The organism is Streptomyces mayteni, from assembly GCF_054783955.1.
Genome location: NZ_BAAGPR010000019.1, coordinates 63,902 through 77,802 on the forward strand (window position 1 = coordinate 63,902; position 13,901 = coordinate 77,802).

The 13,901-nt window shown below is 72.4% G+C and carries 12 protein-coding genes; 7 read left to right on the forward strand and 5 right to left on the reverse strand.

Features of this window, described 5'->3' with window-relative positions; all coding sequences use genetic code 11:
• Window positions 1–215 precede the first annotated feature (215 nt).
• Both ACYVPE_RS11825 and ACYVPE_RS11830 read left to right on the forward strand, forming a co-directional pair.
• The gene (locus tag ACYVPE_RS11825) at window positions 216–692 is read left to right on the forward strand and encodes a hypothetical protein (protein ID WP_461033454.1); all 477 of its coding nucleotides are present in this window, start codon (window positions 216–218) and stop codon (window positions 690–692) included.
• 96 nt (window positions 693–788) lie between these two features.
• Window positions 789–3,659: a family 43 glycosylhydrolase gene (locus tag ACYVPE_RS11830; RefSeq protein ID WP_461033455.1), complete on the forward strand. Its 2,871-nt coding sequence runs from the start codon at window positions 789–791 to the stop codon at window positions 3,657–3,659.
• Window positions 3,660–3,714: 55 nt separating this feature from the next.
• Here ACYVPE_RS11830 and ACYVPE_RS11835 read toward each other — a convergent pair whose 3' ends face one another.
• The 4 genes from ACYVPE_RS11835 to ACYVPE_RS11850 form a co-directional block, all read right to left on the reverse strand.
• The gene (locus tag ACYVPE_RS11835) at window positions 3,715–4,566 is read right to left on the reverse strand and encodes a hypothetical protein (RefSeq protein ID WP_461033456.1); all 852 of its coding nucleotides are present in this window, start codon (window positions 4,564–4,566) and stop codon (window positions 3,715–3,717) included.
• Window positions 4,563–6,581: a hypothetical protein gene (locus tag ACYVPE_RS11840; RefSeq protein WP_461033457.1), complete on the reverse strand. Its 2,019-nt coding sequence runs from the start codon at window positions 6,579–6,581 to the stop codon at window positions 4,563–4,565. Before ACYVPE_RS11840 ends, ACYVPE_RS11835 begins: the two co-directional genes overlap by 4 nt.
• Window positions 6,578–7,423, reverse strand: a complete 846-nt coding sequence (locus ACYVPE_RS11845; protein WP_461033458.1) for a hypothetical protein — start codon at window positions 7,421–7,423, stop codon at window positions 6,578–6,580. Before ACYVPE_RS11845 ends, ACYVPE_RS11840 begins: the two co-directional genes overlap by 4 nt.
• A 111-nt stretch (window positions 7,424–7,534) precedes the next feature.
• A complete protein-coding gene (locus ACYVPE_RS11850; protein ID WP_461033459.1) occupies window positions 7,535–8,167 on the reverse strand; it encodes a Crp/Fnr family transcriptional regulator in 633 nt (210 codons plus the stop codon).
• Between the two features lie 326 nt (window positions 8,168–8,493).
• Here ACYVPE_RS11850 and ACYVPE_RS11855 point away from each other — a divergent pair, with 326 nt between their 5' ends.
• The 4 genes from ACYVPE_RS11855 to ACYVPE_RS11870 are packed head-to-tail and all read left to right on the forward strand — an operon-like array spanning window position 8,494 to window position 11,814.
• On the forward strand, window positions 8,494–8,799 hold the full coding sequence (locus ACYVPE_RS11855) for a hypothetical protein (RefSeq protein ID WP_461033460.1): 306 nt from the start codon (window positions 8,494–8,496) through the stop codon (window positions 8,797–8,799).
• An 8-nt stretch (window positions 8,800–8,807) separates the two neighbouring features.
• Window positions 8,808–10,133: a putative T7SS-secreted protein gene (locus tag ACYVPE_RS11860; protein ID WP_461033461.1), complete on the forward strand. Its 1,326-nt coding sequence runs from the start codon at window positions 8,808–8,810 to the stop codon at window positions 10,131–10,133.
• Window positions 10,130–10,831: a hypothetical protein gene (locus ACYVPE_RS11865; RefSeq protein WP_461033462.1), complete on the forward strand. Its 702-nt coding sequence runs from the start codon at window positions 10,130–10,132 to the stop codon at window positions 10,829–10,831. The genes ACYVPE_RS11860 and ACYVPE_RS11865 overlap by 4 nt, the downstream gene beginning before the upstream one ends.
• Window positions 10,831–11,814, forward strand: a complete 984-nt coding sequence (locus ACYVPE_RS11870) for a hypothetical protein (RefSeq protein WP_461033463.1) — start codon at window positions 10,831–10,833, stop codon at window positions 11,812–11,814. The genes ACYVPE_RS11865 and ACYVPE_RS11870 overlap by 1 nt, the downstream gene beginning before the upstream one ends.
• Before the next feature lie 13 nt (window positions 11,815–11,827).
• Here ACYVPE_RS11870 and ACYVPE_RS11875 read toward each other — a convergent pair whose 3' ends face one another.
• The gene (locus ACYVPE_RS11875; protein WP_461033464.1) at window positions 11,828–12,955 is read right to left on the reverse strand and encodes a helix-turn-helix domain-containing protein; all 1,128 of its coding nucleotides are present in this window, start codon (window positions 12,953–12,955) and stop codon (window positions 11,828–11,830) included.
• A 203-nt stretch (window positions 12,956–13,158) separates the two neighbouring features.
• Here ACYVPE_RS11875 and ACYVPE_RS11880 point away from each other — a divergent pair, with 203 nt between their 5' ends.
• The gene (locus ACYVPE_RS11880) at window positions 13,159–13,857 is read left to right on the forward strand and encodes a DUF4232 domain-containing protein (protein ID WP_461033465.1); all 699 of its coding nucleotides are present in this window, start codon (window positions 13,159–13,161) and stop codon (window positions 13,855–13,857) included.
• Window positions 13,858–13,901 lie beyond the last annotated feature (44 nt).

Here is a 13,901-nt window from a genome sequence, read left to right on the forward strand (position 1 = left end):
GCCGGTCTTTCCTGTCCGGGCGGTGAACACTTGCGCGCCAGGTGCGTCGGGTGTGGTGGGCCGGTGGCCGGCGCGTGCGGGTTCGCCCTCGCGTCGCCGGCCGTTCGTCGGGCGTTCGCCGCCGGCACGTGGCCGGCCGGTAGCTTCCGGGCACGTCGGACGGCGGCGGAGAGAGGCGGAGGCGGATGGCGGCGATGCCTCGGCGGAGTTGGTTGGTGTCCTGTGCCGTGCCCGCGGTGTGCGCGCTGCTCCTGTTGCCCGCGGCCGACGCGGCGCCGACCGGGTCGACGGTCGAGAAGGGCGAGGCGTTCATCACCGCGGACACCGGGGGTGTGTTCGACCTGGAGGCGGGCGAGTGCTTCGTCGACCCGGCCTACTCGGAGGTGTTGGGGCAGGACACGGTGCTCTACACCCCGTGCGACGAAGGCGCCGACAACCAGGTGTACGGCTTCGTGGCCGCGCCGGACGACATGACCGCGGGCGCGTACGACGCGGAGCGGCTCGCGGCCTTCGGTTGGGAGATCTGCGGGCGCGGCTTCGCGAGCTACTGGCCAGGCGAGGCGGCGGCCGGCCTCGACTTCTACCCGGTGCTGCCGACCGAGCGCACCTGGGGCTTCGGCGACCGCGACGTGATGTGCGTGGTCCACCGGCCGGGGGCCGAACTCACCGATTCGCTGCTGCCGTTGGCCTGATCGGCGCCCCGCCCCGGGTGTTCGGTTCTGTGCGGCCCTGTGCCCCTGTGCGCGCGAGGTCTTGACCGTGGTCGGTCATTTCGAATACTGAGGCGTATGCCCCCCACCCGACCGTTGTCCCGTCTCGCCGCCGCACTCGGCGGCGCGTTGGCGCTCCTGGCGGCGCTCCTCACCCTCCCCGCGCCGGCGCACGCCGCCCCCGACGACGAGCCGTACGCCGAACCGTACGCCGAGCCCTATGCCGAGCCCTATGCCGGCTATCTCTTCACCTACTTCACGGGGGAGGGCACGGCCGACGGCGAGCAGGTCCACTTCGCGCTCAGCCGCGGCAACGACCCCCTCAACTGGCGCGAGCTCAACGGCGGGAACCCGGTCCTCACCTCCACCCTCGGCGACCTGGGCGTGCGCGACCCGTTCGTGATCCGCTCGCCCGCCGGCGACCGGTTCTACCTGATCGCCACCGACCTGCGGATGTACGGCGACGGCGACTGGGACGGTGCGCAGCGGCACGGCAGCCGGTCGATCATGGTGTGGGAGTCGACGGACCTGGTGAACTGGTCGGCGCAGCGCTCTGTCGAGGTGGCGCCGCCCACCGCGGGCAACGTCTGGGCGCCCGAGGCGTACTGGGACCCGGAGCGGAACGCGTACGTCGTCTTCTGGGCGTCCAAGGTGTACGCCGCGAACGACCCCGACCACACCGGCGACACCCACAACCGCATGCTGTACGCGACCACCAGCGACTTCAGGACGTTCAGCGAGCCCGAGACCTGGCACGACCCCGGCTACTCGGTGATCGACTCCACGGTGATCGAGGACGACGGCGTCTTCCACCGCTTCACCAAGGACGAGCGGAACCCGTCCTCCTCCACCCCGTGCAGCAAGTTCGTCACCCAGGAGAGCTCCACCGATCTCCTCGACCCCGCCTGGGACTTCGTCGCCGACTGCCTCGGCCGCGGCACGCTGTCGCAGGGCGAGGGGCCCACCGTCTTCCGGTCCAACACCGAGGAGAAGTGGTACCTGTTCATCGACGAGTTCGGCGGCCGCGGCTACGTCCCGTTCGAGACCACCGACCTGGCGTCCGGCCGGTGGACCGAGTCCACCGGCTACCGGCTGCCCGCCTCACCCCGGCACGGCACCGTGCTGCCCGTCACCCAGGCCGAGTACGACCGGCTCGCCGAGCGCTGGGGCGTGCCGCCGGTGCTCGCGGACGAGGACGGCCTGGTAGCGCACTGGCCGCTGGACGGCACCGCGGCCGACGCCTCGGGCCACGGCTACGACGGCACCCTCGCCGGCGACGTCTCCTGGCGGGACGGCGCGCTCGCCTTCGGCGGCACCGAGGGGCACGTCAGGCTGCCGAACGACCTGCTCTCCGGCGTCGACGCGGTGACCGTCTCCGCCGACGTCCTCGTCGATCCCGCCCAGCGCGCCCCCTACTTCCTCTTCGGCTTCGGCAACACGGCCACCAACGGCCGAGGCGACGGCTACCTGTTCGCCACCGGCGGCACCGAGGAGAGCGGCTTCCGCGCCGCGCTCTCCGACGGCGACTGGACGCGGGAACAACAGGCCGCCTCGGCCGGCGGCCTGCCGCGCGGCCGGTGGGTGAACGTCGCCTACACCATCGGGGGTTCGACGGCCGCGCTCTACCTCGACGGGGTCGAGGTGGCGCGCAACGACGCGATGACGCTCCGCCCCTCGGACCTCGCGGGCGGCCGCACCGCCGCCAACTACCTTGGCCGCTCGCAGTACACGGCGGACGCCCGCTTCCGGGGCTCGATGCGGGACGTCCGCCTCCACAACCGGGCGCTCTCCGCCGACGAGATCGCCGCGCTGCCCGCCAACGCGACCGCCGTCCGGGCCGTCGACCTGCCCGGGCTCCGGGTGCCCGCGGTGATCGACTCCGCCACCGACACCGTCACCCTGCCCGTCCAGCCGGGCACCGATCTCCGCCGGCTGCGCCCGGAGTTCACCCTCGCGCCAGGTGCGCGGATCTCGCCGCGCGGCGGCCGCCCCGTCGACCTGCGCCGGCCGGTGACCTACACCGTCACCTCGGCCGAGGGCGCGACCCGGGCCTGGACCGTCCGCGCGGTGGAGATGCGCAGCCCGGTGCTGCCCGGGCTCACCGCGGACCCCAACATCGTGGCGTTCGGCGACACCTACTACCTGTACGCCACCACGGACGGGTTCCCCGGCTGGAGCGGCACCACCTTCAGCGCCTGGTCGTCGCGGGACCTGGTGAACTGGCGCGACCACGGCGTGATCCTGGACCTCGGGCCCGACGTCTCCTGGGCCGACTCCCGCGCCTGGGCCCCGACCATCGCCGAGCGCGACGGGCGCTACTACTTCTACTACTGCGCCGACGCGAAGATCGGCGTCGCCGTGAGCGACTCCCCGACCGGCCCGTTCACCGACTCCGGCGCCCCGCTGATCGCGGCCAACCCCGACGGCGGCGGCCAGCCCATCGACCCGGCCGTCTTCACCGACCGGGACGGCAAGACCTACCTCTACTGGGGCAACGGCTCGGCCTGGGTCGTCCCGCTCGCCGACGACATGGTGTCCTTCGACCCGGCCGAGGTGCGCCGGATCCCCGACCTGCCGGACTTCCGCGAGGGCCTGTTCATGGTCGAACGCGCCGGCCGCTACCACCTCACGTACTCGATCGACGACACCCGCAGCCCGAACTACCGCGTCGGCTACGCCACCTCGGACAGCCCCTACGGCCCCTTCACCTACCGCGGCGTGATCCTCCAGCGGGACACCTCGCTCGGCATCCTCGGCACCGGCCACAACTCCGTGCTCCAGGTGCCGGGCACGGACGACTGGTACATCGCCTACCACCGCTTCGCCATCCCCGGCGGCGACGGCACCCACCGCGAGACCACCATCGACCGGCTCACCTTCTCCCGCGATGGCCTCCTCCAACCCGTCCGCCCGACCCTGGAGAGCGTCCGCCCGCAGCGGATCCGCTGACCGACGCCGACCCGTCCGCCGGGCCGAGCCTGGTGGACGGGTCGGCGCGGGCTCGCTACTCGCCCTGAAGCCGGTTGAGTGCGTCCTGTGCCTCAGGGACCCCGAGATCGTTCAGCAGCTTGGCCATGTTGACGCCGACGAACGCGCGGTCGGCGGGGGACAGGTCGCGCAGCGCGACGGCCAACGACCGTTCCCAGCTGTCGGGTTCGGGCTCGCCCTCGGCCGGGGCCCGCTTCGGCAGGAGGAGTTCCCGGTTCGCGACCGTCCAGTCCAGCACGTTCCTGGCGTCCTGGGGGTGGTACAGCAGCCACAGTGCGGCGAGTCCGCGGGGGTCGTCGCTGATGAGCTCGCGGAAGAACGTGAACGCGTTGAGCAGTCCGCTGTCCCAGGAGAACGGCAGCGGCGGCGCCGCGTTCGCGCCCGTGGCGTCGGTCGCCGGCTGTTGGAGGACGCGATAGGCGATCCCGATCTCGGCGAGCACGTGGACGCCACCGGAGCTCGCTCCGTTCTCCTCGATGTGACGGGCGATCCAGGCGGAGGCCGCGTCGGCGGTGATGTGGTGGCGCACCACCCGTGCCGGGTCACTCACCCGCCAGCTCACCGAGTACCTGACGGCCGGTTGCGGCAATGTGCCGTCACGCGGAGCCGCGACGTCCACCCAGTCCTGCCGCTCGACGAGTGAGACCCAGCCGGACCGAGGGAACGCGGCGCCCAGCACGCGCAGCAGCCGGGGATGCGGGTAGTCGTAGCCACCCCACTCTCCAGCGGGGACGCCGACCATGGCCGTGCCGTCCTGGGCGATCAGGACCAATGCGCGATCAGGACGCGGGTTGTTGGCCGAGCGCAGGAACAGTACGGAGCGGAACGGTGAGGCGGTCAACGGCTCCACGAGCGGCGTCGTGTTCATGCGGCGGTCCCTTCCGCGGATTTGGTGGAATGGGCGGACTGACGAAGGCGGGCGACGAGCAGGGCCCGCACCCCGCGCCGGTCGCCCGCCGCGGTGGCGAGCGCGGTGATGAGGGCGGTGGCGCGGGCACGGGTGCCGGGGATGAGGGAACGCTCGGCCCTCAGAAGCACGTCCACCACGGCCTGCCGCGCTTGGTCGTCGTCGAGGGACCGAATGACCAGAGGGAGCAGCGGTCCGGGGTCGTCGACGTCCAACTGAAGAAATTCCGTGATCAGTTGCGGGATGGCGCCGAGGGCGTAGGCCCGTTGCCCACCATCCTCGGGGCGGGCGATCCACTCCGCGTAAGTGGCCAGCACGAGTTCGGTGTTCGCGGCTTCCGTAAGCAGGACCGCGAGAGCCTGCGAAACGGCGGTCCTGACGGTGTACCGATCGGGGCCGTCCAGCACGTGGTCCAGCATCCGTAGCGTCCGCTCCGGGCGGACCAGGCCGAAGCCGCCGGCGCAGGTGTCGGCCACCGTCGCGCGCAGGTGATCGTCTTTGGAGTAACTCCAGTCCCACAACTGGTCGCGGACGGCGCCCGCCAACAGACCGTCCTCCGCCGCCTCGTTGAGCGCGTACGCCACCAGCCGGCGCCGCCACCGGTCGGACGAAGCGGCCAACGGCGCGAGCTGCCGCAGCACGTCAGGACCGGTCGCGCGGCGCAGTACCCGGCCGATGGCCAGCCCCGCCACGTAGTCCATGCCCGGGGAGTACCTGGTGGACTCCGCCAGTAGCCAGGTCAGTACGGCGTCGCCGATTCCGTCGTGGTCCAGCCAGAGCCGGGCGAGGATGGTCTCCGCCAGGTGCTTCCGACGGAACGCGACCGGCTCCACCCAGTAGCGGTACCAGTAGCGGCTGCCGCTCTCGACGACGCGAGGGAGGGCCTGGGCGTTGATCTTGTGCAGGCGGGTGGTGAGGTCGTCGCCCAGCACGTCATCCCGATCCCGATCCCGATCCCGATGCCGATCCCGATCGTGCTTCCGACCTCGATTCCGGTCCGCGTCGTCCCGGGGCGGGTCGTCGGGAGGGGGGTCGAGCAGGGGCCGCAACTCGGCCGCGCAGCGGGTGATCAGCGTCCGGTCCTGGCGCTCGAGCAGGGCGATCGAGGTGGCGAGAGCCAGGCCATCCGCGTCGGTGCGGACCTCGAGAAGGGTGTCGGTGGCCTCGCCTGCGGCGTTGCGCGTCAGGTTGGTCATGGCCTCGGGTAACTGCCGGTCCCCGAGCGCGACATGTCGCAGTTCCTCGGCCACCTCAACGCCGACGCCCGGGGGTTGGCCCTCCAGGTGCCCCTTGACCAGTGGATGGCCCAAGTCAGCCATGGCGATCGAGAGTTGTTCCTCCGTCAGTTCTGCGGCCGCGAGATGTACCCGGGCCACGTCGGAGGCGAGTGGCGGCTCGTGGTCGGCCCGCCAGCGGGCCGTCGAGCCCGGGAGCCGCAGCGCCGGATCGACGATGATGACGAGATGGGCGTTGGCGGCTCTGAGACGGTTCTGGAGTGCCGCCAGCGCGACATCGGTAAGCGCCTTGGCAGACTCGGCTGACAGCCCCCGAACCAGATACCCGCAGGCTTTCGACGGCTTCAGGTCGGTGAGCGAGGAGCTCGGATCCAGACCGATGATCTGGCCGCCGCTGTCGCCCTCGCTGTCGCCGCCGATCCGCTCGCGCAGCAGCGCGAAGGCGGCGGTGCTGACGCCGCTGCCGTGGGAACCGGCGAGAAGGAGCACGCGGCGCCGGTCGATCGTGTCGCGGCAGCGTCCGATCGACGGAGGTTCGACGAACGTGCGCAGCCGCTCGGCCACGTCCTCGGCCGGGTAGGGGCCTTCCCGGAATCGGGGCTTGACCACCTTCTCGGCGGCGGCGAACTCGGAGTTTCCGAACATGAGGTTGATGCCGCCGTGCACGTTGCCCTGGACGGCGGCACCCTGGTCGATGCGCTGGTGGTTGCCGTCGTGGTCGGGCCGGGGCTCGTCGCTCACCGCCGGCCCTCCGGGGCGCCGAAGGTGAAGCCCGAGATGCCGCCGGAGACGTCACCGATGACGGCGTTTCCCTGGCCGATGTGCTGGGTGTTGCCGGCACCGGTCCTTCGCGCCTCGGCCTCCTCGGGTGCGGTCCGTCGCGGGCTCGCGGCGTCGGTCGCGCCCGGGTCCTCGATGGTGGCGACGATGCCGTGGCTCAGGAGGTGGCCGGAGGGCGACGGGATGTGGAGCCAGGCCGGTTGGGCGAACCGCTTCCCTTCGACCGTGGCGGTGACCGGGATGAAGTGGTCGGGCCCAAGACCGGTGTAGCCGCCCAGGACCACGTCCTCGTACACCCGGTCGGAGAGGATCGCGGCCAGGTGGGTGGTGCGCTCGCTGCCGGGGGCGGCGAGGATCGCCTTGACGGCCTGGGAGTCCAGGAGTCGGTGCGCGTCGTTGCGCGCGGTGCCGTTGCCGTCGGCCTCGGGCAGTGGGCCGAGGTGGAGGCTGGCGCGCAACCGCAGGCGTGGGGTGACGTACTGACCGTTGTGCCGGCCGAGGATCCCGTCGAGCGTCTTCAGGAAGGGGAAGATAACGAAGGGCAGATGCTCCGGGTCGAAGCCGAAGACGACGCCGTCTCCGGTGTTCGCCGGGAAGCTCTTGGCGTTCTTCAGGGTGGTCAACCCCGCTTCGTCGAGTGCTCGGTCGACGAGCTCGGGGATCACCATGCTGACCGCCGAGTGCTCGATCGCGGCGAGCCCGGTGAAGTCCTTGGCATCGACGGCGAGCAACGCTCGGTATCCAGGCAGCGCGCGACTCTCGGCGTTGGGGGTGGGGATGGGACTGGAAGTGGGGGCGGACATGACGACGCTGTCTCTCCTCTGGGTCGGATGCCTCGTGACGGGCGTCGCCGATCCTCGCGGCGGAGCGTCGAGCGTTGTGTACGCCAGTGGGCACAAACAAGGTGAGGGCGCTCACAGTTCTTCGTCAGCCCAGGACTTCAGAGTGGTCCTGTCGATGATGCTGATCACCTTCCGGCCCGTCGCCACCGCTCCTACCGCGCGCAGGCCTTGCAGGCCCTCGGCCACGCCGTTGCGTGAACCGCCGACGGCCTGAGCCAGTTCTTCCTGGGTCAGCCCGACCAGGCGGGTGGAGCCGGCGAGCTCGGACAGTCGTAGGAGGGTGCGCGCGAGCCGGGCCCGCACGGACAGGGTGACCAGCTCGGCCCGGTACTCGTCGGATTCTCGGGTTCTGTCCATCGCCTGTTGCAGCAGATCGGGGCCAAGTCCGTGTGTCTGGACGAAGGGCCGGAACCATGTGGCGTTCAGTAGACGGGTCACGCACCGGGTGACGGCGATGACGTCCGCGCCTCGTGTCTCCTGCCGGGTGCTGAGCACCGAGACCTCGCCGAGCAGTTCTCCCGGCCCACGGAAGGCCAGCCACAGCTTCGTGCCGTCCGGCCGCAGCTGCACGACCTTGGCGAGCCCGGCGGTCAGCGCCAAGAGATGGGTGCCCGTGGTCCCTTGGTGCAACATCACCTCCCCGGCGTCGAAGCGCCGTTCCACCCCATGCCGAATGATCGATTCCCACATCTGCTCTGACAGCATCCGACCCTCCCCGGGGCGCGGCATCGGGCTCGCGCTCGCCCATCGCCGGCCTTCGACAACCCAATCCTGAGATCGATCCCCCGCCGTCGGGCTCGCGCACCATGGCGGAACCACGCGGGCCGCTCGCCCGCGGCGCGCGGCGCCCCGGCCGTGTCGTTCTGTCACCGGGCCGTGACACATGTGTTGCGTCTTGAGGCTGTCCTGAGGGTTCGGCGTCAATACGATGTCAAAATCACCGGTCTGTCATTGACGGACGGGCGGAGTGCCCTGCCTCGGCGACACGTCGGAGTGGGGGTGGACATCGTTACGGGGGAGCACGGAAAACCATGTCGTTTCTACGTTTTCTGGAAGACGACGTCAGGGAGATGGCCAGGCGACTCGCGGCCAGCGGTGAGGAGTTGCGGTCGGCCTCGCAGCGGTTGGCGAACACCGACGCGGGGCAGATCGGCACGTCGAGCCTCGCCGGCCAGTGCGAGGACTTCGCCGACTCGTGGGACTACGGCTTCGGGCAGCTGTCCGAACTGACCCGCGGCATCGGGGACGTGGCCACCAACGCGGCCGAGGCGTACACCCAGGCCGACCAGGACCTGGAGCGGACGGCCCGCGAGGCCAGGACCGGGACGGGGAGCTGAGCGAGAGGATGGCTGAGTACCCGCACCTCGGATTCGACCCCTGCCCTGGCGACGTGACCATCGCGGACGCGATCGCCGGCACCATGCGCGACGTCACCGCGCGGAGTTCGAGCACCCACACCACCCTGACCTCCATCAACACCGCCGACGGCGTCTGGGTCGGCCGCGCCGCCGACGCGTTCGGGGACGCGTTCGGCGAGGTGCCGCCCCAACTCGACCGGGCCGTCACGGCCATGGACGTCGCCACCCGCGCGCTGAGCGGCTGGGCCGGCGAGCTGGCCGGATTCCAGGCCAGGGCGCGGGCGTTGGAGGAGGAGGCGGCCTCGGCGCAGTCCGCCGTCGACGCCGCGCAGGTCGCCGTGGACGGCATGCCGACCGACACCGAAGGCATGACGGACGACGAACGCGGCCGCCACGAGGAGGACACGGAGCAGGCCGGCAACCGGCTCTCCACCGCCAACGCCAGCCTGGCGTCGATACGTTCGCGCGCCGAGGGCCTGAACGCCGAGTTCGTCTCGGCGGCCGACGACACCGCGCGTCAGCTCCAGCGGGCCGGCGAGTCCGCGCCGCCCGAGCCCGACCTGCTCGACCGGATCGGCAGCGCATTGGAGGACATCGGCGACTTCCTGGCCGACGTCATCGAGTTCCTCGCCGACCCGGCGGTGTGGCGGGCGCTCGGCGACCTGTTCTCCAACATCGCCATGGTGCTCGGCACCATCTGCATGGTCATCATGCTCTTCTCCAACCCCGCCGGCTGGCTGGTGATGGCCGCCCTGGTCGCCTCGACCCTGGCCCTCGGCTTCCACGTCGCGGCCAAGGCCGGCGGCGAGGACATCGGCTGGGACACCATCATCTGCGACGCCGTCGGCGTCCTCGGCGGCGCCCTCGGCGTGGGCGCCAGCCGGGTGGTCGCCGCCGGCCGGGCGGGGGTCGCCGCCGGGCAGGGGATGCGGGCCGCCGGCTTCGCGCAGGCGGTGAGCGGCCCAGGCCGGCTGGCCGGCCTCAGCCAGTGGTTCCGCGGGGTCGGGATCACGATGCGCGGCTGGAGCCTGGTCGGCGTCGGCAACGGCCTGAACTGGACCGGCACGGTAGGCGGCAACGGGGCCGCCTACACCGACCTCTTCCGCAACTTCTCGGTCCCCTTCATCGCGCCGTTCAGCAGCCTGGGCGAGGCGTGGTCGCGAGCCAGCGGCGACCATGTCCAGGCGCCGGGGGAGCCACAGGCGCAGCCGCAGGCCGACGCGGCCCGGTTCAACCCGACGCAGCGGCTGACCGCGTCGACCGACGCGTTCGCCAACGGCCTCGAGCAGGACGGCCTGGTGACCGCCGCGTGACGACGACGCCCAGGGCCAGGTTCGGCTACCACTTCACCTGCGAGGTCCCCGACGACTACGTGCCGCTGCCGACCGGCGGCTCGGTGGAGGACTGGCAGGCGGCGCTCGAGGAACTGCTGCCGGCCTCCGACGAGGCCCAACTGGCGGTGAGCGCCGGCGTGCTGCGCGAGGCACACGACAAACTCTCCACGCAGAACACCGTGCGCACCGCGCTCTGCGTCGGCCACCGCGACGAGTCGATGGTGCTCGGCGTGCTGATCGTCTCGGTCGAGCACACCGGACACGACCACGACCTGGCGGCGGCGGAGGGCATCTACCGCGGCCTCAAGGAGTCCTACTTCGCCGGCACCCCGGGGCACGAGCCCGAGCTGACCGAGATAGACCGGGCCTCGGTCAAGGGGGTCCAGGGCCCGGAGGACACCCTGCTGGCCGCCCGGCTGCCCTGCGGCCCCGCCGTCTCGGTCACCTCGCTGCGGGCCATGCTGCTGCCCTCCGCCGAGGACCCGGCGCGCGAGGCCAGGCTGGGCATCGCCACCCACCAGCTGATCGTGCCGGCCCCGGCCGAGTACTGCCTGTACGTCACGGTGTTCACGCCCACCCTCGACCACCTGGACCTGTTCGGCGCCCACCTGGCGCACATCGGGCGCACCATCGAGTTCGACGGCGCGCTCCCGGAAGCGGCGGCGGAGGCGGGCTGATGTCCGAGGAGCGGCACGAGGCACTGCTGGCCGGGCACCGGGCGTTGACCGCCCGGCTGACCGAGCTGGACGCGGCGCACCTGCGGCGGGTCGGCGCCGGCGCCTGGTTCGGGGCGCTGGGCGCCACGGCGGCGGCCACCGCCGTCGCCGTGCTGGCCGTGACGCCGCTCCTCGACCCGGCGGGGCTCGGCTGGTTCGCGCTGCTCACCCTCCCGGTGGGCGCCGGCGCCGGCGCGCTGGCCTGGCGCGCGGTGCGGCGGCTCACCACCCCGTACGGCCCGGTGGGCGCGGAGTGCCAGGCCGCCCTCCGTGAACGGGACGGCCTGCTCGACTCGTTGTACGCGCTGCCGCCCGCCGCCACCGCCTCGTCCGACTGGGCCGGCATCGACGACGTGCACCGGTGGATCGCCGAGGCCGACGCCGCCGCCGCGCTCACCGCGCCCGGCGACGCGGGCCGCGTCGCCCGCCGGGCCGGCCGCGGACTCCCGTGGCTGCTGGCCGCGTTGGCCCTGACCGGCGTCCTGGCCCCGCTGGCCGTCGTGGTGCCGCTCGCCGTCGCCGCCGAGCCCGGGCTGTGGGGGATGCTGCTGCCCCTCGCCGTCCTGCTGGCCGGCGCCGGGCCCGCGCTCCGGATCGCCTACCTGCGCGCCGTCGACCCGCCGCGCCGCGTCACCCGCACCCAGCGGCGCGGCTGGCGCGCCGAACTCGCCTACCGCGAGCACCGGCTCACCGCAGGCGCCGGGATCGCGCCCTGGCGGTTCCCCGCCTTCCACACCCAACGGCTGTGGCTGGCGCTCGGCGGCCCGCTCTGGCGCCGCCTCGGCCTGCCGGCCCACTCGCCGGCCGACGTCCTCCGCGAACTCCCGGCCGGCGCCTCGCCGTTCCGCGTCTGGTACTGGCGCCACGTCGGCCCCGGCACCGTGACGCTGCTCGGCCTGGTGCTTGTCGCGCTCGTCGTGGTCACGGTGCGGACCGCGGGTTAGCCGGCCGCGCGGCTCATTCCACGTCTTGGCTGTACCACTCGGTGCCGCCGATGGGGAACGCCCACTGCGGCTGTCCCTCGGTGGCGCTGGTGCGGAACGGCCGGCCCTCGTCGTCGATCCGCAGCACGCCCTCGCGGTCGCCGCTCGACCAGTCGAGCTCCAGGTACCAGTCGACGTCGTGCGCCTCGGTGCTCGCGGTGATGTACACGACCAGGGGGTCGGTCTCGTCCACCCACAGCGGCAGCTCGGGCTGCTCGCCGGCGGCGACGGGTTCCGGGGCGGCCGCGTCCAGGTCGATGTCGAAGGCGGTGGTCTCCACGGGGCCGCCGCCACAGGCGCTGTAGCCGGTGAAGAGGTTCCAGGGAAGCGGGTCCTCGGCCCTGGACACATTGACTCGCAGGTCCCGCAACACCACCGTCTCGTCGCCCGCGCTCTGGATGGTGAGCTCGATGTACTGCTCGTCGGCCGAGACGGCGCCCATCGCGGCGGCCCAGCCGGGCGCGGCCGCCTCGTCGGGCGGCGGGGGCACCTGCTCGGGCTCCGCGTCGACGAGGTACCAGTTGCCGCAGGGGGAGTCTTCCTGGAACGCGTGCGGGCGGGTGGCCACCGTCACCGGCGCCGGCTCACCGTCGCCGGCCGGCCCCTCGTCCTCCGTCGTCTCACCGGAATTCCCCGCGTCCGGCGCGTCGTCGCCTGACGAGGCGAGCCACAGGCCGCCGGTGACGGTCAGGGCCACGGCCAGGGCGGCGGCGCCGACGAGGAGCGCGGTCCGCCCGCGCCGGGGTGCGGGCGGTGGTGCGGGAGCGGGGGCGGGCGCCTGCGACGCGGGGGGCGCCGGGGGCGCGGCGGCGGGTGGCTCGGACTCGGGCGCCCGCCGTTCCCGTTGCCGTTCGCGCGCCGTGTCGGCCGCGATCCACCGCCGATGCAGCTCCATCAGCTCCTCCGGCGTCGCCTTGCACAGCCGGGCGAACCGCTCCACGGTCGCGAACTCGGGTGGCAGGCCGTCCCCCTTGCAGTAGCGGTGCAGCGTCGAGGCGCTCATGTGCAGCCGCTTGGCGAGCACTCCGTAGCTCAGCCCGGAGCGGCTCTTCAACTCCTCGAGCAGCGCTCCCAGATCGGTGATCTCCGCCTCCGCTGTCATGCGTCCCCCTCGTTTCCGCGTCCCGGCTGGACATTCGACGCGGGTCACATCCTCCCAGCTCACCGGCCGTTCGAACGTCCCATCCCCCCGTCCCGGCCATCGTCGCTGGTGGGCGGGACGGAACCCGGCCCAATCTGTGGTCGTCCGGCGGTGACTCGCCGCCGACAAGCACCTGACAGCCACTCGAGAAAGCAGCACACGACATGAACGCCTTCACCCTCCGCCGCCGCACCCGGACCCTCGTTGCCGCCGTTGCCGCCGTGGCCGCCCTCTCACTCACGGCCTGCGAGGACGACGAGCTCGCGGAGGTCGGCAGCGGTGGCCAGACCGAGGCGCCCGCCGAGCAGGACGGTGGCAGCGACGGCGGCACGGACGACAGTGGCACGGACGACAGCGGCCAGCCCGAGGAGCCCGAGGAGGAGGGCGGCGAGAACATCGTCGAGGGCGGGGGCCAGGGCGAGGACGGCGAGGCCGGCGACGAGGTGGCCGTCATCCCCTGCGCCGACCAGAACACCCAGGTGACCGTCTCGCCCGTCGAGCGGCCCATCAACCACCTGCTGCTCACCGTCACCAACACCGGCGACGAGGTGTGCGACGCCATCAGCTACCCGCTCGTGCAGTTCGAGTACTCCGTGGGCACGCTGCCGGTCGTCGAGGACAGCGTTCCCCAGGCCGTGGTCTCGCTCCAGCCGGGTGACTCCGCGTACGCCGGCGTGATCACCTCGTCCGCCGACTCGGCCGAGGGCTTCGACTCGCCCTCCATGACCCTCACCTTCATGGACCTCAACGGGAACGCGGTGGGCGAGGCCGTCTACCCGGACCTGCCGGGCGGCGAGGTGTTCGTCGGCGACGCGTCCGTCACCTACTGGCAGACCGAGATGGACGCCGCCCTCATGTGGTAGCCGGCCCGAGGGGGTCAGAAGGCACGAAGGGGCGTGCCAGGGCA

Coding starts and splice junctions, on each gene's coding strand:
- ACYVPE_RS11830 (WP_461033455.1), top strand. CDS start 789: ATGCCCCCCACCCGACCGTTGTCCCGTCTCGCCGCCGCACTCGGCGGC.
- ACYVPE_RS11835 (WP_461033456.1), bottom strand. CDS start 4,566: ATGAACACGACGCCGCTCGTGGAGCCGTTGACCGCCTCACCGTTCCGC.
- ACYVPE_RS11845 (WP_461033458.1), bottom strand. CDS start 7,423: ATGTCCGCCCCCACTTCCAGTCCCATCCCCACCCCCAACGCCGAGAGT.
- ACYVPE_RS11850 (WP_461033459.1), bottom strand. CDS start 8,167: ATGCTGTCAGAGCAGATGTGGGAATCGATCATTCGGCATGGGGTGGAA.
- ACYVPE_RS11855 (WP_461033460.1), top strand. CDS start 8,494: ATGTCGTTTCTACGTTTTCTGGAAGACGACGTCAGGGAGATGGCCAGG.
- ACYVPE_RS11860 (WP_461033461.1), top strand. CDS start 8,808: ATGGCTGAGTACCCGCACCTCGGATTCGACCCCTGCCCTGGCGACGTG.
- ACYVPE_RS11870 (WP_461033463.1), top strand. CDS start 10,831: ATGTCCGAGGAGCGGCACGAGGCACTGCTGGCCGGGCACCGGGCGTTG.
- ACYVPE_RS11875 (WP_461033464.1), bottom strand. CDS start 12,955: ATGACAGCGGAGGCGGAGATCACCGATCTGGGAGCGCTGCTCGAGGAG.
- ACYVPE_RS11880 (WP_461033465.1), top strand. CDS start 13,159: ATGAACGCCTTCACCCTCCGCCGCCGCACCCGGACCCTCGTTGCCGCC.